Consider the following 18,887-nt stretch of genomic DNA (forward strand, 5'->3'; position numbering starts at 1 on the left):
TCTCAAATATACCTTAAATACCTCCTTTATCTCTTACGTGAGAAAGGCTATCTTACCAAAGCTTAGAAGTGAACTAGCGATCGAAATTAATGAGTAATTTTAGGCCTCGGAGCCGGTGCACCTCGCAGCATTCCTTCTGTACTGAGGTCTTCATCAATTTCTTCCCAGTGAATGCCATAGCCTCCTCCACATACTTCCCATTTTTCCCTTTGATCTGGCGTTGCATGAAACAATCTTGGATACCAAATTAAAGGCACGGTAATGATTCGTCCATCCATCAAATCAACACTAATGGTTTCTTCTGTAAAATGAATGTGCTTAACTCTCTCGTCCGCTCGAATCGCCAAAATACCCATACCAAGCCTCCAATAGCGTTTGTTTATTTTCTTGTACTACCGACTGTATTTTACGAAGTTCTTTAGCACTAAAACCAAGGTTGTTTCCTAAACTGACTGGCTCCAACCAAAATTTAACCGATTATTTGTCTCTGTCAATATGAACATGAGGTGGTTCATTTGGTTCATGGCTGTAAAAGTAAAGTCGGTAAGGGCCTATTCGTAAAATAGTTGGCATAATTCCCGGTTATACAATATTTCAATGCCAATATCTGTATTTGGTCTTCTTATATTCTTCTTCCATGACACGGGTGGTTTGACATACTCCCGGGCCTTCAGGCGAGGGGATTCTAAGCTCAAACAGCAATTGCAGGCATAGCCTGTCTAACATCACCTAACTTAACGGTTGATGCCCCAACCGCACAAATAATTTTAGCTGCATTCTCGTCTCTATCATTCACCTTTTGACAGGACGGACAGCGCCATTCACGAACTGACAGATCCAACTTTTTCAGAACGTGTCCACAATGGGAACAAGTCTTACTAGATGGATACCAACGATCAATGAAAACTACTTGTTTTCCTTTCTTCTTGGCAACCCATTCGAGAATTTGGAGAAATTCGCCGAATGCCAGGTCTGAGATTTTACGTCCCCAAAGTCGTTGCATTCCTTTTAGATTCAACGTCTCAAAGCACAGCACGTCGAACTTATCAGTTAGTTCGTGAGCCAATTTCCAGAACCAATCAGAGCGACGATTCACTACGGCTTCATGTTTGCGAACTAGATTAAGTCTTGCTCTTTCTCGGTTCGCTGAGCCTTTCCGTTTTTGGGAATGCTGACGATTTGCTTTCTTAATAGCGCTGAGGGACTGTTTCAGAAATTGCGGTGATTCGATTTTTGTTCCATCTGAGCAGGTGAGAAACGTTTTCAAGCCGAAATCAAAGCCAGCGATTTTACTCGTCTCGACTTTGGTTTCAGGCTCTCCAACGCTGTCAACGACCACAACCATGAACAACTCTCCTAATGTCGTGCGTTTAATGGTTAACGTCTTAACCTTCCCTTCTATCTCTCTGGAATTCCAATACTGATAAACGCGATTCCCAATCTTAATTCGATTGCCGCCTAATAATTTGTAGCCAGCTTGCTTGAGAGTGAACGATTTGTATCTGCGAACTTTCTTGAATCCGGGAGGTCTAACTCCTTTCTTGTGATGCTTAAAAAACAGTTGGTAGGCGATCGAGATTCGTTGGCAGATATCCTGCACAGCTTGAGAGCCGACCGTTTGCCAGAACGCTTTACGCTTTCTGTGTTTGGCAATATGCGATTGAAGTTTTGCACAATTCAAATGCTTTCCCCACATCCGGTAGTACCGTTTATGGAGTGCAATGCAATGGTTATAAATCACCCCCGCAGCATTGATACTTCGCTTGAGGTGTTTATTCCGCTTGCTTTGATATAGCTTGAACTTCAATGTTTTCATGCTAACTATGATAACATAATAGGTAGCAAGTGGGTAGCCAAATGGTCAGAGAAAGATTAAGTATTCGCATTGCCGTGAGTCGGCTAGAGAAGTTGCGGAGAATTGCCAAACAGAAAGAAAAAACAATGACCCAACTTGTAGAGGACTGGATTGATAAGCTTAAAGAGGAAAAGCCGTCCTAAAAGGACGGGGCTTTAGACCCCATTCTTCGGTAAAATCAACTTCCAGGAAGAGCCTGGAAGCAACAGTCAACAGTCAACAGTCAACAGTCAACAGTCAACAGTTAACTGTCAACTGTCAACTGTTAACTATCTTCAAACCATCTCTGGCGAAACTTGCATTGCCGGCTGCGGCTGGAACTGGAACAGCGAATAAACCACATTGCGGCGGATATCCGTCATCATGTCCAAAAACAGCTCGTAACCTTCAGTTTTGTACTCGATCAGCGGGTCTTTCTGCCCGTAACCGCGCAGCCCTACAGACTCGCGCAAAGCATCCATTTGCTGCAAGTGTTCCCGCCACAAAGTATCAATTTGCTGCAAAATAAAGAATCGTTCCGCATCTCGCATTAATTCAGCTCGGATTGCATTAACTTCCGCTTCTTTAATGTCGTAAGCATTGCGGACTTGTTCGTGCAGGAATGTTTTAATTTCCTCAACGGACAAATCTTCTAGCTGATCCGGCGTCATGTCAGCGAGCAGATAAACAAATTCCTTCACCTTGCTCACAAGTTTGTCGAGTTCCCATTCTTCCGAAGGTAAATCGGGATTGATGTATGCTCCCACGATGTCATCCATCGTCTGTTCGGCATATCTAATTACCTGTTCTTTCGAGTCCAAACCTTCCAAGACTCGGCGACGTTCCGCATAGATTGCTCGACGCTGATTGTTCATCACTTCGTCGTATTCAAATACCTGCTTGCGGATATCGTAATAGTAGGTTTCGACTTTTTTCTGAGCGCCTTCGAGGGAACGAGTCAGCATTCCAGATTCGATCGGCATATCTTCCTCAACACCGAAAGCCTTCATCAAACCGGCCACCCGTTCGCCGCCGAAAATCCTGAGCAAATTGTCTTCCAAACTCAAGAAAAACCGCGTAGAACCAGGGTCTCCTTGGCGTCCCGCCCGGCCGCGCAACTGATTGTCGATCCGGCGCGATTCGTGGCGTTCAGTACCGATGACGTGCAAGCCTCCCAACTGCACGACTTCATCGTGTTCGGTGCTGGTAAAAGCATCGTACTCCCTGCGAGTTAAATTGTAAGCTTCCCGCAATTTTTGAATTACCGGGTCTTTTGTCGGCGCTTTTTCCGAAGCTATAGCCACGATATCATCGGCTTGCAATTCCGTGAGCGATCGCGCGCCGTACTCCTTCACCGCCAATTCCACGGCCGCCACGAGCATTTGTTTGGCATTGTTCGATAGTTCCGTCGGGAAAATCTGCGCCGAAGCTTTCCAAGACTTTACCTTTTTCTTAGTCGGATCAAAACCTTGAGGTGCGGGGCGGGCATTAATACCAGGCACTTGCACCAACGAAAACCCCTCGTCATCTTCGGGTTGCACGATCCGGGGCATAAAATACTCCCGCAACTTCAGGCGCGCCATGTACTCAGAATTACCGCCCAAAATAATATCAGTACCGCGTCCCGCCATGTTTGTCGCGATCGTCACAGCGCCTTTGCGTCCGGCTTGAGCGATAATTTCTGATTCCCGCTCCACATTTTCCGGTTTAGCATTAAGCAAATTGTGAGGAATTTTCCTCTCCAGCAGCAGCCGCGACAGCAACTCCGACTTTTCTACGCTTGTCGTGCCCACCAGCACCGGCCGACCCACCTCGTGCATTTCCGCGCATTCTTGGGCGATGGCATTCCACTTCCCAGCCTCCGCCTTGTAAACCATATCCGAAAGGTCTGTGCGGCTGGTAATGCGGTTAGTGGGAATCAGCGTCACTTCCAGTTTGTAAATCTTCTCAAACTCGGTCTCTTCAGTTTTTGCCGTCCCAGTCATCCCCGACAGCTTCGGATAAAGCAAAAAGAAATTCTGATAGGTAATCGTCGCCAGCGTCTGAGTTTCCGGCTGAATTTCCGCCCGTTCCTTGGCTTCGATCGCCTGGTGCAAACCGTCACTCCAGCGCCGTCCCGGCATCACCCGGCCGGTAAACTCATCCACAATCACGACTTCGCGATCGGGAGTGACGATATAGTTAATATCCTTAATAAACAATTCCTTCGCCTTAATCGCATTAAAAATGTAATGCGCCCAAGGGTCAGCCGGGTCGTACAAATCCGTAACACCCAACAACCGCTCAGCTTCACCAAAGCCTTCATCGGTCAATAGCACATTCCGAGCCTTTTCGTCAACCTCGTAATGTTCTTCATTTTCCTTTCTCAGAGCAGCAGCTACCTCAGCCGCCCGTATATACTTCTCGCTGGGGCGTTCCACCTGGCCGGAAATAATTAAAGGCGTGCGTGCTTCATCAATCAGCACCGAGTCAACCTCGTCAATCACGCAGAAATTAAAAGGACGCTGCACTACATCTTCCATGACAGTAGCCATGTTGTCGCGCAAATAATCAAAGCCGACTTCGCTGTTAGTGGCGTAGGTAATATCGCAGCTATAATTTTTCTTGCGTTCCACCTGATCCATGCCCTGCTGAATCAGTCCCACAGTCAATCCCAGGAAGCGGTGCACCTGTCCCATCCATTCCGCGTCCCGTCTTGCGAGATAATCGTTGACGGTGATGATGTGTACGCCTTTACCGTTGAGGGCGTTGAGGTAAGCCGGCAGCGTCGCCACCAGAGTTTTGCCTTCACCGGTTTTCATTTCGGCAATTTGGCCTTTGTGCAGGATAATGCCCCCGAGGAGTTGGACATCAAAGTGGCGCATTCCTAAAACCCGTTGTCCCGCTTCCCGCACCACTGCAAAAGCCTCGGGCAAGATTTCGTCTAGGATCTCTTTCTCTTCGTTGAGAGATCTCGCTTTTGCCAGACGTTCTTGAAACTCCGCCGTTTTGCCTCTGAGGTCGTCGTCTGAGAGTGCGCGGAAGTCTTCTTCCAAAATATTGATATCAGCTACCCAAGGCTGAAATTTTCTAAGTTTGCGCGCGTTGGGATCGCCTAGCAGATTTTTAAACATGGCAGGAGAGGCAGATTTTTAATAATTTAGCTATTAGCTTTCAGGGTTACGGGCTGTAGTGTTAGCCACAACATATACCCTCCCCGATTGTAGCAACCATTGACCCTCATCGGCCGTGGCTGCGGTCGATCGCTCGATTTTGGATTTGAGATTTTAGATTTTAGATTGAAGTTGGTGAAGGTGGGTAGCGATCGCCACTGAGGTATATATGCTTATTGACAATTCCAGGGCGTAACAGGCAAGATGCCTGTTCGACAAGAGATTAATGTTTTTGTAGGATTAATTTCCGCAACAGGCAAGATGCCTGTTCCACAAGAGATTAATGTTTTTGTGGGATTAATTTTAGCAACAGGCAAGATGCCTGTTCCACAAGAGATTAATGTTTTTGTGGGGAGTAGGGGTTGGGCATCTTGCCCGCCCCGATCGCCCTTATGGAAAATGCTGTCACATCTCAGGTCAGATAAACCCTAGTTTTAAACAGGCCTGGGCACTTCGTAAGTCAAAAAGTCATAGGCCATTTTCGTATTCGGAAAAATTGCCTGCGCTTCCTTGAGCAAATCATCCAGGACGATCGCATTCCCCGGAGCGTAACGCGGGCTAAAATGCGTCATAATTAGCTGTTTCGCCCCAGCGATCAAAGCCACTTGAGCCGCCATTGTCGAAGTTGAATGGAGGCGATCGAAAGCCATTTGAGCATCTTGATGAGCAAAAGTAGCTTCATGCACCAACAAATCAGCATCCTTCGCCAATTCCACCGCCCCGTCACAAAAAACCGTGTCAGTACAGTAAACAAACTTGCGCCCCACTTGATCCGGGCCACAAAAATCAGTACCTTTAAACTGTCGCCCGTCCTCTAACTTTACCGTCTTTCCTTGTTTTAACTCGCCGTAAATTGGCCCGGAAGGAATGCCCGCTGCCTTCGCTTTTTCTACATCAAAATGTCCCGCACGATCTTTCTCAGTTACTCGATAACCAAAAGCAGTAACTCGGTGCTTCAAAGGGCCACAACTAACAATATATTCGTCATCTTCATAGATAACTCCCTCGTGAATTTTGTGTACCTTAACCGGGTAAGAAAAATGAGTTTGAGAATAGCGAACACCAGCTTGCAAATATTCTTCAAGTCCCGGAGGCCCGTAAAGATCGATGCGCTTGACATTCCCCGCCAAACCGCAGCTAGCCAGCAAACCCATTAAGCCGAAAATATGGTCGCCGTGCAGGTGAGTGATGAAAATGCGGCTCAGTTGGCTGACTTTGAGATCGCTGCGGAGAAACTGGTGCTGAGTTCCTTCGCCGCAGTCAAACAGCCAGAGTTCCGCTCGCTGGGGCAACCGGAGGGCGATGCTGGAAACGTTGCGTGATCGCGTGGGTACGCCGGAGCTAGTTCCGAGAAATGTAATCTGCAAGAGTCAAATCACCTCAATTAAGTCTTAAAAAATATGTTACATATATCCAGAGTGCGGCTGCTCCGACATACAGGAAATAGTCGCAGCCAGGAACCGGGATAAATCGCTGTTCCTGCGAACATCTAGTTGCTAAAATCATTTTCGACAAGCGCACAGAGCGATCAACCCAATTCTAACGTTTTCTTTCTTCCGTTCCCCTTCCTTTTTCCCTTGCCTTGCCTTCCCTTAAAAATTCTTAAACTCATACAGCACAGGAGGAAAATTTTCAAATGCAGTCAGGAGTATTTTTTGGTTCCGTTTTTTCGACATTAAAAAAACGCTACTTTTGGATTTCGCTGTTGTTTTGGCTGGTAATGGTAGCCCCAGCACAGGCCGCGCTGATCTTGCGAGTTGCGGTACAAGACGGGGCAAGTCAGATAAAAATCGGCAGTTCTACAAAGGCTGCAATCCGCGACGGTAGCGGGCGCAATTTGGGCGAACTGCCGGCAAACAGTTCTCAGTCAGCTCAATTTCGATCGGGAACAGTGGCAATTGGTCGCTGGGCCGCCAACCAAGTTTGGATCGAGCCGACGGGGAACGGTTATGTCTGGATTGGCGATCGTTGGTATCGGGGACGCACGCTTCTAGTTCCCCAAAAAGGAGGCTTGACTGCCATCAACTACGTCAATATCGAACAATATCTCTACAGCGTTCTCGGCGCCGAGATGAGTGGCAATTGGCCTCAAGAGGCTTTGAAAGCCCAAGCAGTCGCCGCCCGTTCCTACGCTATCCACCAGCGCCTCAAAAGCGAAACCGACCTTTACGACGTGGACAGCACTCAGTATTCCCAAGTTTACAAAGGACTGCAAACAGAATCTTCTGGCACTTATTCCGCAGTCGATGCAACCGCCGGTCAAGTTCTGGCCTACAACGGTCAGATTATTTTAGCCGCTTTCCACTCTGCCTCTGGGGGACATACTGAAAATGTCGAGGATGTTTGGACGGAACCTCTGCCTTACCTGCGTGCTGTTCCTGACTTCGACCAAGGGGCCCCGGTTTACCAATGGAAAGAAAATTTTTCCCGGGCTCAAATCAGCAATAGGATTTCTGGCGTGGGTAATGTGATCTCGATGAAGCCAGAACGCACTACCGCTCACGGCAGCGTTTTGAAGATGAAAGTAGTTGGAGATGGCGGTTCTAGGGTCATGACTGGCGCAGATTTACGCCGGGTTCTAAATTTGAGGAGTACCCGGTTTACCGTGATTCCTCAGTATGGGGGCGGTGGGAACCCAAGGAACAGCGGCCAAGCTCCTACCGGTTTTCAAGTTGCTGGCAAAGGTTTCGGTCACGCTGTAGGAATGAGTCAGTGGGGGGCCTACAATTTGGCCAGACAGGGATACGGCTACCAGCAGATTTTGTTGCACTATTACCGAGGTGCTACTTTGGCTAGAATTGCAGTCCAGTAACTGCTGGGAAGGGGGAAGAAGGAAGAAGTTCGGCAACGGATTATGTAACGGATGTAACGGATATAACGGATGTCAGTCCGAGGGAAGAAGGAAGAAGGAAGAAGGAAGAACGGAAAAACAACTATTGCTGTATCTCTGACTTCCGTGTCCTGAATACAAGGAATTGGGAACTTGTACGGCCCTTCGACTACGCTCAGGAACCGCGTAGTGGCAGGTCAGGAACCGCGTAGCCGAAGTATGGGAAATTGGCAATGACTAATGACTAATGACTAATGACTAATGACTAATGACTAATGACTAATGACTAATGACTACTGACTAATGACTAATGACTAATGACTAATGACTAATGACTAATGACTACTGACTACACTACTTTTTTAAGATTAAATGCAGCTTCTGTGAGTTGTTGAGTACCGATTTTAACTTGATTAATGCCGCTGACTGTTTGAGACGCAGATTCCTTCATAGAACTCATGGCATCACCTACTTGCTGAATTGCGCTCGCCTGCTGTTTAACATTAAATGAAATTTGCTGGTTGCTAGCAAACACCAGATTGCAAGCTTCCCTCACACCCGTAAAAGCTTCGGCCGTATCTTGTGCTGTTTTCACCCCTTCTGCAACCGTTTTGCGACTATCTTCAGTTGCTTTCACCGTAGAGTCGATCGCGCCCTTAATTTCTGGAACAATACCATTAATCTTTTGTGCTGCTTGTTGGCTTTCATCTGCTAACTTACGAATTTCGCTTGCTACCACCGCAAAACCTTTACCGTACTCACCGGCTCTGACTGCTTCAACAGCAGCGTTGAGAGCCAGCATATTAGTTTGGCTGGCTAAATCGCTAACCAAACTTGCGAGAGTCGATATATTGCCAATCTGACTCGTGCTGTCGTCGAGTCGATGATTTTGCTTAGAAATTGCCACCACAGCTTCTCTAAGATTCAGCATTTGATTGAGAGTTTGATCTACCTTTTTAGTACCTTCTTCGGCGAGATTTAAAGCTTGGCGAGCGGCAGCGGCAACAGACTCAGCTTGCTCGGCTGTTTGCTGAGAAGATCTGCCCAAATTTTCTAGAGTTATAGTTGTTTGATTGACAGAGACAAATTGCCGATCTGCTATTTGCTCTTGCCGATTCATATTAGATTCTATTTGCAGTGAAAATGACGATATTTGGTAAATCAACCCCCGAATGAGAGCAACAATCTGTTGCAAAAAAAACCAGCCAAATCCCAGCACCACAGCCAGGGAAACAATAGCAATAAACGCTGCTATTTTCTGAAGAGAATCAATAGAAGAAAATAGCAACCTTTTGGGTGAAGTATCCACAATTACTAAAAATTTATTTTTATTTTCCTGGCTGGGAAAAACTGTATTATAGCTAATCACTAGATCCGTCTTGTCAATATTTCCCTTGCCACCTGAGAGTATTTTAGCAACAATGTCTCCTGAATAATCATTTTTGACATTTTCCTTAGTTTTGAGTTCCAATCCCCATGCTTTTTGAGGATTGGGATGAGCCAGATAATACCCATCTTGATTTAAGATAAAAGATTGGTCTGATAGTTCAGGATTAAAATTTTTAACCATATCGAGCAAAGTGCTACCCAGAGCATTCGTAATGACAAAGCCTTGTCTTTGTCCTTTGGCATTAAAAATTGGAGTGGCGTAGCGAATGGTTGGCTTGTAAGGAATTTCTATTTTCCCCCTTTCCTCATTCAGATTTAAGGAAGACACATAGACTTCTCCTGATTTTAGCTTCATAGTTGCCGAAAAGTAATCTGCGTCTGCTTTATTTTGTAGTTGAGAATCTGGAATAACTTGGAGATTTGTGCCGTCAGAATCTACGCGCACGATCTCCTTACCGCTGTTATCTATGTAACGCAATTGCATATAATAGGGCTTGGCTTCCATCAACGATAAAAATGTGAGTTGCATTCGATAAACCCAATCTTTATAAGTTGAATTAGTTTGTTTGTCTACTCCCTTTCCTTCTCTAGCTCTAATCATTCCCTGAACTGGGGGAGTTTTGCGGAGAAACAAAATATCGGCTCTCAGATTGTCAAATTGGTTAATCATTTGATTGGCGGTGGAATTAACACTGTCACTAAGGGTTATTAATGCTAAATTTTGTAGTGCTTCTGTTGAAGAAGAAATTCCATACCAACCAACCAGAGATACTGGAATCAAGGTACTTAAAATTAGGAGTAGGAGCAGTCGGTGCTGCATTTTTTGGAAAAATTTGTTCATCATTGGTTACGGAGGATTGGTTACTGGGAACTTGTACGCTCGCATAGTCTAAGTATAGGGAATTGGGAACTTGTACGCTCGCGTAGCCGAAATATAGGGAATTGGAAAATTGTACGCTCGCGTAGCCTAAGTATAGGGAATTGGGAATTGGTACTAAAGAAAAAATAACAACTCCCAAATAATAACTCACAAATCACAACTAACTACACTGCTGATTTGAGATTAGGTTCTGATTTGCCCAGAAACAAGTTATTACTCCCGTTAATATCGCTGGAATTGTAGCGATGCCGATCGCCAAAGCAATTGATTTAATTTTTAAGGATATATTGGGCCTTTTTTGGGAACTACTCATAATTCATCGATCTCCTACAAAACTGCTTTCAAATCTAAGGCTGCTTCATTCAATTTTTGAGTGCCGACTTTAGTTTGACTGATACCGCAAGCGGTTTGGGCTGCCGCTTGATTGAGGGAGTTCATAGCTTGCACTACCTGTTCGATCGCGATCGCTTGCTGTTTGGCATTCAGAGAAATTTGCTGAGAGCTCAAAACCACATTGTTAATGGCATTGGCAACTCCTGCAAATGCCACTGCGGTTTCTGAGGCAATATTCACGCCGGATTCCACTGTTTTAGTTCCTTCGTCTGTCACCATTACAGTTGAGTTAATCGCCCTTTGAATATCAGCAACTAATAGATTAATTTGCGCTCCAGATTTTTTACTGCGATCGGCAAGTTTGCGAATTTCTGACGCCACCACGCCAAACCCCTTGCCATGTTCCCCCGCCCGCACGGCTTCCACAGCAGCATTGAGTGCTAACATATTAGTCTGATTTGCCAAATCGCTAACTACAGTTGAGATATTACCAATGTGATCTGTTTGTTCGCTCAACTCTATAATTTGTCCTTGGATATCCTGAACTTTAGTTTTGAGAGTTGCCATTGCTTCTAAAGTTTGTTCTACAGCTTTTGTGCCACCTCCAGCTAAATTCAAAGCTTGCATTGCTTGAACCACGGCTGTTTCTATCTGCTGTGAGGTAGCCCTGGAAGATGCTCCCAATTCGTCCATTGTAGTAGTAGTTTCATTTACTGAAGCAGCTTGCTGACTTGCCATGCGTTCCTGTTCTTCCACGGTGGCTGCAATCTCAGTGGAAGAAGTGGCGATCGAGCTAATTGCCCGATCGATAGTTTGGGCAATTCCTGACGAAATCAACCCAGCTATAATAGTACCTAACACCAATAAAAGTACGGAAGCAAATACCACAGCCCAGAGCAAGAAAACTAAAGATTCCTTAGTTTTTGCGGTGGCTTGCTTAATCGCATTGACTTCAATGTCGCGAAATTGCTTATTCACTTCCACAAATTCATTCACAAATTTTGTCTGTTTTCCGGTGTTAAATATAGCCACGGCTTCCGCCCTCTTATTTTGTTGTAAAAAAACCATCATTTCGTTAGAACTCTCATAATATTGGTTGCAGAGTTGTAGCATCTTCTCTAAACGTTCTTTTTGTTCAGGATTTTGGATCATTGACTCAACACTATTAGCCGACTGGCGAGCTAATTCTAAACCTGTTTGAAAATCATTTAAAAAGTCAGTGTTTTTATTATTAATTAAATACCCGCGCAACCCCCGTACCATTTGCTCGGCACCTGCAGACATATTATTTGTGTGTCTGATCACATTTTCGATCCTTTCTACTTCTTGAAAATTACTCAATACCTGATTAGTGGTTGTATAAACTAGCACGGGAAAACCCAAGTATATAGTTGCTGGCGCTACATATGCAAGCAGCATTCTCTTTCTAATATTGAATTTTATTAAGTTAGCAAACATATTTTTCTCCTTAATTTTAGTCCAATATGGCTTGAAAAGCGAGGGGATTTGGTATAGCGTATGTTGAAGGAAGAAGGAAGAAGCCGCTTCGGCTCGCTTCCCTTTGACTACGCTCAGGGGAGGCGAAGCCGATCGCCATTCGGTTACGATCAGGGCGCGATCGGCCCCCTGAGCCTAGTCGAATGGCAAGTTAAAAAGAAGGAAGAAGCAATAAAATCAATGATTTGGGCCATAAACAACTTCCTCACCGTATTGGCGGTTGCTATATAGCAAGTCTAAATCATTTATGCAGATTGGTAGGGTTAGTGGCAAGAGTGCCTACCCCGATCCGCTTAAGCACGGGGGGAGTGGACATACCTTAATTTTACAACTCATTTAGACGCACTATAGAAGATAAAATCTGCTAGCATCGTCGTGGTAAAGTCGAGTCAAGTCGTCTCCATATGTATCTTCCATATATCAGCGCAATTTGCACCTTTTCGACTCACTGTCAATCGTTCAGTCTCAACCGTGAAACGTCAACAATCATCGCGATCGTGCAACCGAAATTGATATAATTGAGATAACTTGTTGATTCAAACCTCCTCATCAACAACAAGTCCTCCTTTGCTCAGGAGTTTGGGCAAGTTCAGAATAGCCATCATTTTTTCCCCGTAAAGAGCTGTCCCCCTTAGATATTCGCGGTTGGCAGAATACAGTGCAGTCGGAACAGCCGCAATTTCCGACACATTTAAGTATATAATATCTAATATTTCGTCAACAACTATACCAGTGACTAAATCCCCAACTTCAACAACGATCGCCTTAGAGAGATAATTGGCAGAGTCCGACATATTTAAAGACATATTTAAAACACTGCGAATATCAATTAGCGTCACAATTTCTCCCCGTAAATTTATATTTCCCACTATGCGATCTGGAGTGCAAGGAACAGGAGTTACTTGACCAATGTCAGTAAATTCGCGCACTAAATCTAAAGGAATACCCAAGTATTCGCCATTCAAAGCAAACACTGCCAAAGACATATTAAGTGCAGCACCATTTTCCCCCTCGCCTTGCCGCCTTAAATTATTAGCCCGCAATTTAAAAATTGCCTTTTCTTCCGGCGTAGCCTGCGGGCAAAAAACGTCCCGCTTGCTCAGAATTTTAGGAGTTTCGCCTAACCATTTTCCATTTATTTGCCACTTTAAATTTTTCGTCTCTGCCTCACCTGCTGTTTCTTCACTACCTGCACTGCTTGGAGAAAGAGGCCAGCTTTCCTCTGACTTTTTGGGAGAATATCTAATTAAGGAATCGAGATTCAGCAGCATGATAATATCCGCTTCGCAGCGGGCCAATCCCGCTACAAAATGATGAGAGGCTTCTGAATTATCTCGCCCGTAAGATAGCTGCGGAGTGATGGCATCTTCTGAGATTTCCTTAACTTCGCGAACTTGATTGACAATTATACCGAGTTTCGATTCTTGCCACTCTAGGACGATCGTACTATCTGTCACAGCATACTCTTGCCAAACGTATCCAAAACGAAGATTCAGATCCATCACGGGCAGAATTTCGCCCCGAAGGTCGATCGCCCCAACAATATCTTGAGGTGCTTCTGCAATTGCTGTCAACTCCGGCAGAAAGAAAATTTCCCGAACGTAACAGGCTTCTATACCGCAGAGAAAACCGTTCTGTTCAAAAATAAGATACGGTTTAGTTTCCATATTTTAATGTACAGTTTCTTTACTGTATAATTTTAACAATTTTTTTTTAACATTCATCAGCACTTGATTAGCTGTCATTTTTCCCTGTGAATCTATGGGAGTATTTGGCGGTAGTGCTTTCAGGATTTCACAAGATGAATTGTACATTTTAATAGCTCTTTTTACTTGACCTTCTTTATTGTATATATTTCCTAGTTCTATATAAGCTGAAACAAAAGAGGGACACATATAAATAGTCCTCTTTAATAAATTCTTTGCTGTTTCCAATTGCCCCTGTTCTTCAGCAATGTGAGCTTGTAAATAATCAGTAAATACTGAGCCCGGATCGACTTTTCTAGCTCGATTACAGTATTCTATTGCCTGAGAATAATTGCCGGAATTTGCCTGAACTTGAGCCATCAAATAATAAGCCTCAAAATTATGTCCCTGCAAGTCTATTGCCTCTTGTGCCTTGTTGAGCGCCTCAGCATAATTTTTATTCTTAAATGATTTTTTAGCCTCTAAAATTAGCATTTGAGGCGTTTTATTTTGAGTATTTTCTGCTATTATTTTTTCTGTAACTGAAACGGCATTGTTCGGCAAGCCCTCCTCCAGATAGGGAGATGGCAGCATCTTCCCCAGCGGATTACTTATTTTTAATACGGGCGGCATCTCTATCTCTGTAAAATTGCTGTTAGTAGTAAAACTAGGTGGCATAGTTTCCCATGTTAGCAACTCACCACTATCATCGCCCATAGTATCTGCTTTCGGGAATTCCCGAAATGCCGAGTTGGCTTCCCTTACCGTTGCAACCCTAGACTCTATTTGACCGCCTTCCTCCGGTACTGCATCCCGACGCTGATACACCACCGACTCCGGAAAAATCTTGGGTTCAAACTCGTTCATAATTTGACCGTAAACTTCAGCGTGACCGGTCATTAAATATCCTCCAGGTCTCAGGGTATTGGAAAATTTTTTCAGTACCAGTGAAATATACTTATGTTCAAAATACACAAAAACGTTTCTACACAAAATTAAGTCTATGTTATAAAGATTTTGGTAAATATTAGGAAACTCATCTGTGATTAAATTTACACAGCTAAAGTTTACACTTTGGCGCAATTCTAGATTAATTTCCCAATCATTTTCCCTCGGATGAAAATATTGCTTTTGTATCTGCGGTTCAACCAAGCGAAACGACCAATGACTGTAAACTCCCTGGGGCGCTTTTTTGATTACTTTTTCATTGATATCTGTACCTAAAATTAATATTTTCCATTGATCCCAATCGGGAATCAACTGTTTTAAAACAATAGCTAAAGAATAAGGTTCTTCACCGGTGGAGCACCCCGCACTCCAGATTCGCAGCGTCGGCTGCATTCCCAAGGTCTTGTGCAAGTTTCTTTTCTGCTCTATCAATTCAGGAAAAATTACTCTATTTAACAGAGAAAACTGTCCTTTATCTCGCATAAAATAACTTTCAATTGTTGTTAATAGTAATACTAATTCTGTCCATTCGTTTTTACTTTCCAAAGTTTGGGCAGTTAAAAGTTTATAATATTTTTCGGGTTCGGCAATTTTTTTGGCTCTCATCCGAGTCAAAATTTTGTGAGACAAAGCCGAACGATCTTGCGACCGTATTCGCAAACCAATCTGAGTAGTAATTAAGTTAATAAATAGCTGAATTATTGAATCATTCATGTCAACTGAGGTAGATTCATTTAATAATTTGGGAAGTGGCAACTTTTACTGAGCTGGTGCTGAGTTTGTGCTGAGCATAGCTGCTAGCCTGCGGCTCGTCGGTTCGCGAAGCCGAAGGGAAGTGGGTAGCCGAACTATTGGGAATTGGGGAACTTGTAAGCTCGTGTAGTCGAAGTATTGGTAATTGGAAATTGGGGAATTTGGAATTATAAATTGAGAATTTAGCCGATCGCCTTAACAAGAACAGTATCACACAACATCATATCAGAAAGTGGTCAGCTACTTAAAGGAAAAAGGCAAAAGGTAAAAGACAGAAGCCAGGAAAAAATTCTGCCTTCTGCCTTCTACCTTCTGCCTTCACAGGCATCAACCTCCCACTTTAAGCTGGATATATCCGCAGGCGGCGATTGGGTTCTTCCCCAAAACTGTGGGATTTCAGGTGATAGTGTTCCACAAGTTCGTGCTGCATTTTGCGGACGTTGGGAGAACGGGGCAGGAGTTCCACCGGCTGTCCCTTCGGAATGACAATTTGCTCCACTGCTAAGCGCGTTTCTTCGAGAGCTTCGAGCTCGTCAGAAGAACCGCTGCGGGCGAATAAAGCGAGGTCGGCCACTTCCGGGGTACCTGGGTCATCCATGTCCAACAGGCGCCGCAAAGCTCTCGCTACGTGGGGAATAGTGGCGGCCTTAATTGTGTGCAGGGGAACTTGGCGAGTTTTGGCCAAGTGCCTCAATTTCGACTGGTTCCGAACGTTCGATCGCAAAGCCAAAACCACGTCAGCACTCTCAATATCCTTCGTCAGCAGCACCGGCAGATTCAGCGTCGAAATCACCTGTTCGAGCTGGTGTCGAGGTATGCCGTAAGGATAAACGTGGAGGGGCAAATCTTCGCCGTTAGGGCCGACATTATGGGAATAGCGTCCGGGGGTGGGTACTGGTTCGACGGACAGGGATTCTTCGAGCAGTTGCTCGAAATACCGAGTCTCAGAAACCGGCGCGCTTTTAGCAGCGAAGTTCTCGCCTTGAGCGGGCATCGGCACCATTTTGCCAGCACTCCGCCACCCAGAGATCGGTGTGACGGGCCGGATTGCCGATACAGCAGCCGGGCCGCCGGAAGCTGCCATCCCCGGAAACCGTGCGGGGGGAGCGGCTGAGTCGCGCTCGATAATTACTTCTCCTGTCTCGCTGACGCTTCTGATTTGCTGGTTGGGTTCGCGTCCCCGCAGCAGAGTGTCGATCGAATCTGCAACTCGCTCGTGTATTACCCAGCGCTGGCGTTCCAGCATTTCGACGGCTATTTCAAAAGTTGGCGGTGATTTGCGCTCCAAAACCGTCTTTTGAGAACCGCGCCGTCTTGCTTCGTCATCTCCCAGCGTCACCGCTTGGATGCCCCCAATTAAATCGGCCAGAGTCGGGTTTTTCATCAAGTTTTCGAGCCGGTTCCCGTGGGCGGTACCCACCAACTGCACGCCCCTTTCGGCGATCGTCCGAGCCGCCAAAGCTTCGAGCTCCGTGCCGATTTCGTCAATCACGATCACTTCCGGCATATGGTTTTCCACTGCTTCGATCATGACTTGGTGCTGGAGTTCGGGGCGGGAAACTTGCATTCTGCGAGCTCTGCCGATCGCTGGGTGGGGAATATCTCCATCTCCGGCAATTTCGTTGGAGGTGTCGATGATTACCACCCGTTTTTCCAAGTCATCGGCGAGCACGCGGGCAATTTCCCGCAGGGCCGTGGTTTTGCCAACACCGGGGCGGCCGAGCATCAAAATTGACTGACCGGTTTCCACCAAATCGCGGATAATGCCGATCGTCCCAAACACAGCGCGGCCTACCCTCAAAGTCAAGCCGATAATCTCGCCGCTGCGGTTGCGAAGGGCGCTAATTCGGTGCAGGGTTTTCTCGATACCGGCTCGATTGTCGCCGCCGAAGTGGCCGACTCGCTCGATGCAATAGTTGAGGTGTGCTTTGGTAATCGGAGTTTGGGAAAGAGGTTCGGCCAAGGATGGAAAACGAGCTTCTGGTTGGCGGCCCAAATCCATGACAATCTCAATGAGATTGTTGCGCTGCGGGTGCTGCTCTAAGGGCTGCCGGATCTCATCTGGCACGATGTCTAATAATCTGTTGAGGTCGTCTGTAATCTGCATTCGCCTCGATGTGTTCGGTGACTTTTTCAACTTTTTAGTCAGTTGTCAGTTGTCAGTTGTCAGTTGTCAGTTGTCAGTTGTTTTTTACTTGTAACTAATGACTAATGACTAATGACTAATGACTAATGACTTGTGACTAAATTTCTTTGAGCTGGGAAACTAGAGAACAAGCTAAACTCACGGCCTGTGAGAGAAGTTCTGGGACGGCTTCGAGCTGAGGTAGCCGAGATGTTTGAACTCCGGCTGCTGGCCGCGCGACTGCCACCGGAACGGCATAGGCTCGATCGGTCTGCATTGTTTCTAATTGTTCTAAAATTGGCGATAGCAAAACCCTGGCATAGCTGCCGTAAGCTACACCTGCAATGTATGGGACAGGGGGAACTGACAAATTTTTCCCGGCATCCTTCATCAGTCCCTCGGCTCTCAGCTTGCTGACAGTGTGAGCATTAGTGCCGCCTGCAAGTTGCACGTATCCCGGCAACTGGGCAGCCAAAACTTTTTGACCGAGTTTGACCGCGGCTCTAGTAGTTCCTGTTCCGATATCTCCGCTCATTGGCCTACCGTCCGTTTGCCAAATTAGGGGACAAGGAAGGGGGGAAATTATTTGATACAGTGTCCGCAAATAATCAATCAAACCGTCTCCATCGGGGCAACTAATTGCTATTACCTTGAGTTGAGCGACCCAGGGAGCTATGCTCGACCAAAGTCGCGCAAAATCTGCCTCTCTGCCTACTTGCGTGTGAATTTCTAGGGCATCCGCACCGGATTGCAAGATTAAAGGTGCGATCGCGGCGGGAGCAGACACGTAAGAACGAGTATAAATCAGTTGGCTCGGACAAATCGGCAGACAGCGACCGCAGCCATAGCATTGCTGGTCTATCACCCCGGAAAAACCACTGCCAGCACTCTGAAAAACTATTGCTTCGGCTGGACATATTTTTTCGCACGGCCGCCAGCAGTCCACCGGACAATCGGCTGGGTTGAATTCGGCTTTGCGAAAATGCGGGTCTTCCCCATCGTTTAAACTCACCATCAGCAACGGCAACCCTTTGCCGCCAAACCTGCGGTTTTGAGTTCTTGCCTGTAATTCGCTGGCCACTTGTAGGGCTTCTTTCGCTGCGGCGACGGCGGCGGGATCTGCCGCGACATCGATACAGTCAGCGCCTGCTAAGGTGTAAGCCAAGGTGAGATTCCGTACAGCCGGTAGGTGCTGAAAGCTCGCCCCACAGATCAGCTTGAACCAATGGCCATCTTTTAATGAGTTTAGGGGATGATAATGTTCTGTCACCCTTATATGTTAATCCTTTCAGCTAAAAATTACGAGGCAAAAATTTGTACTGAGTTTTCCGGCTCAGCCAGATACAAGTATCAAAACGCTACCGATAGGAGTGGGACTTGGGGGGTCAGCCCTAGATGTGGAGTATCGAGCATGACTTTTTTGGCAATCTAATTTTTTTAAGAGTTTTTGTTACGGGTACG

13 protein-coding genes and 1 pseudogene are annotated in these 18,887 nt (G+C 45.8%); 3 read left to right on the forward strand and 11 right to left on the reverse strand.

All coding sequences use genetic code 11. The features are described from left to right. Nucleotides 1-86 precede the first annotated feature (86 nt). The 4 genes and pseudogenes from QUA00_RS07025 to secA all read right to left on the reverse strand — a co-directional run bounded on the left by QUA00_RS07025 (nucleotide 87) and on the right by secA (nucleotide 4,947). On the reverse strand, nucleotides 87-356 hold the full coding sequence (locus tag QUA00_RS07025) for a DUF2442 domain-containing protein (protein WP_333108088.1): 270 nt from the start codon (nucleotides 354-356) through the stop codon (nucleotides 87-89). Next, a pseudogene (locus QUA00_RS07030) lies at nucleotides 319-573 on the reverse strand (DUF4160 domain-containing protein). The gene QUA00_RS07025 and the pseudogene QUA00_RS07030 overlap by 38 nt, the downstream one beginning before the upstream one ends. A 118-nt stretch (nucleotides 574-691) precedes the next feature. Beyond that, the gene (locus QUA00_RS07035; protein WP_333409187.1) at nucleotides 692-1,816 is read right to left on the reverse strand and encodes an RNA-guided endonuclease TnpB family protein; all 1,125 of its coding nucleotides are present in this window, start codon (nucleotides 1,814-1,816) and stop codon (nucleotides 692-694) included. Between the two features lie 314 nt (nucleotides 1,817-2,130). Then, on the reverse strand, nucleotides 2,131-4,947 hold the full coding sequence (gene secA / locus QUA00_RS07040) for a preprotein translocase subunit SecA (RefSeq protein ID WP_333409188.1): 2,817 nt from the start codon (nucleotides 4,945-4,947) through the stop codon (nucleotides 2,131-2,133). A gap of 243 nt (nucleotides 4,948-5,190) precedes the next feature. Between secA and QUA00_RS07045 the strand changes: the two genes are divergently transcribed. Then, entirely contained in the window at nucleotides 5,191-5,418 is a 228-nt protein-coding gene (locus QUA00_RS07045) for a hypothetical protein (RefSeq protein ID WP_333409189.1), read from the forward strand. A 2-nt stretch (nucleotides 5,419-5,420) separates the two neighbouring features. On the opposite strand, the gene QUA00_RS07050 is transcribed toward QUA00_RS07045, so the two are convergent. Continuing rightward, nucleotides 5,421-6,353: a ribonuclease Z gene (locus QUA00_RS07050; RefSeq protein WP_333108095.1), complete on the reverse strand. Its 933-nt coding sequence runs from the start codon at nucleotides 6,351-6,353 to the stop codon at nucleotides 5,421-5,423. Between the two features lie 269 nt (nucleotides 6,354-6,622). Between QUA00_RS07050 and QUA00_RS07055 the strand changes: the two genes are divergently transcribed. Then, a complete protein-coding gene (locus QUA00_RS07055; RefSeq protein ID WP_333145442.1) occupies nucleotides 6,623-7,798 on the forward strand; it encodes a SpoIID/LytB domain-containing protein in 1,176 nt (391 codons plus the stop codon). A 367-nt stretch (nucleotides 7,799-8,165) separates the two neighbouring features. Here QUA00_RS07055 and QUA00_RS07060 read toward each other — a convergent pair whose 3' ends face one another. Both QUA00_RS07060 and QUA00_RS07065 read right to left on the reverse strand, forming a co-directional pair. Next, the gene (locus QUA00_RS07060; RefSeq protein ID WP_333143889.1) at nucleotides 8,166-10,049 is read right to left on the reverse strand and encodes a methyl-accepting chemotaxis protein; all 1,884 of its coding nucleotides are present in this window, start codon (nucleotides 10,047-10,049) and stop codon (nucleotides 8,166-8,168) included. Nucleotides 10,050-10,412: 363 nt separating this feature from the next. Next, a complete protein-coding gene (locus QUA00_RS07065; RefSeq protein WP_333305054.1) occupies nucleotides 10,413-11,876 on the reverse strand; it encodes a methyl-accepting chemotaxis protein in 1,464 nt (487 codons plus the stop codon). Nucleotides 11,877-11,936: 60 nt separating this feature from the next. On the opposite strand from QUA00_RS07065, the gene QUA00_RS07070 reads away from it, so the two are divergent. Further along, nucleotides 11,937-12,146, forward strand: coding sequence for a hypothetical protein (locus QUA00_RS07070; protein ID WP_333143891.1), 210 nt, complete (start codon nucleotides 11,937-11,939; stop codon nucleotides 12,144-12,146). A gap of 305 nt (nucleotides 12,147-12,451) precedes the next feature. Here the strand turns inward: QUA00_RS07070 and QUA00_RS07075 are convergent, their stop codons facing one another. From QUA00_RS07075 to ldpA, 4 genes are all read right to left on the reverse strand, one after another. Next, nucleotides 12,452-13,582, reverse strand: coding sequence for a chemotaxis protein CheW (locus QUA00_RS07075; protein WP_333409190.1), 1,131 nt, complete (start codon nucleotides 13,580-13,582; stop codon nucleotides 12,452-12,454). Nucleotides 13,583-13,585: 3 nt separating this feature from the next. Beyond that, on the reverse strand, nucleotides 13,586-15,262 hold the full coding sequence (locus QUA00_RS07080) for a CheR family methyltransferase (RefSeq protein WP_333305050.1): 1,677 nt from the start codon (nucleotides 15,260-15,262) through the stop codon (nucleotides 13,586-13,588). A gap of 379 nt (nucleotides 15,263-15,641) precedes the next feature. After that, a complete protein-coding gene (locus QUA00_RS07085) occupies nucleotides 15,642-17,408 on the reverse strand; it encodes a R3H domain-containing nucleic acid-binding protein (RefSeq protein ID WP_333409191.1) in 1,767 nt (588 codons plus the stop codon). 136 nt (nucleotides 17,409-17,544) lie between these two features. Continuing rightward, the gene (ldpA, locus tag QUA00_RS07090; RefSeq protein WP_333143895.1) at nucleotides 17,545-18,696 is read right to left on the reverse strand and encodes a circadian clock protein LdpA; all 1,152 of its coding nucleotides are present in this window, start codon (nucleotides 18,694-18,696) and stop codon (nucleotides 17,545-17,547) included. Between the last annotated feature and the right edge of the window lie 191 nt (nucleotides 18,697-18,887).

The sequence above is a fragment of the Microcoleus sp. T2B6 genome, from assembly GCF_036700475.1.
Classification (GTDB): Bacteria; Cyanobacteriota; Cyanobacteriia; order Cyanobacteriales; family Microcoleaceae; genus Microcoleus.

Coding starts and splice junctions, on each gene's coding strand:
- secA (WP_333409188.1), bottom strand. CDS start 4,947: ATGTTTAAAAATCTGCTAGGCGATCCCAACGCGCGCAAACTTAGAAAA.
- QUA00_RS07045 (WP_333409189.1), top strand. CDS start 5,191: ATGCCTGTTCGACAAGAGATTAATGTTTTTGTAGGATTAATTTCCGCA.
- QUA00_RS07035 (WP_333409187.1), bottom strand. CDS start 1,816: ATGAAAACATTGAAGTTCAAGCTATATCAAAGCAAGCGGAATAAACAC.
- QUA00_RS07060 (WP_333143889.1), bottom strand. CDS start 10,049: ATGATGAACAAATTTTTCCAAAAAATGCAGCACCGACTGCTCCTACTC.
- QUA00_RS07065 (WP_333305054.1), bottom strand. CDS start 11,876: ATGTTTGCTAACTTAATAAAATTCAATATTAGAAAGAGAATGCTGCTT.
- QUA00_RS07085 (WP_333409191.1), bottom strand. CDS start 17,408: ATGCAGATTACAGACGACCTCAACAGATTATTAGACATCGTGCCAGAT.
- QUA00_RS07075 (WP_333409190.1), bottom strand. CDS start 13,582: ATGGAAACTAAACCGTATCTTATTTTTGAACAGAACGGTTTTCTCTGC.
- QUA00_RS07055 (WP_333145442.1), top strand. CDS start 6,623: ATGCAGTCAGGAGTATTTTTTGGTTCCGTTTTTTCGACATTAAAAAAA.
- QUA00_RS07025 (WP_333108088.1), bottom strand. CDS start 356: ATGGGTATTTTGGCGATTCGAGCGGACGAGAGAGTTAAGCACATTCAT.
- QUA00_RS07070 (WP_333143891.1), top strand. CDS start 11,937: ATGTTGAAGGAAGAAGGAAGAAGCCGCTTCGGCTCGCTTCCCTTTGAC.
- QUA00_RS07080 (WP_333305050.1), bottom strand. CDS start 15,262: ATGAATGATTCAATAATTCAGCTATTTATTAACTTAATTACTACTCAG.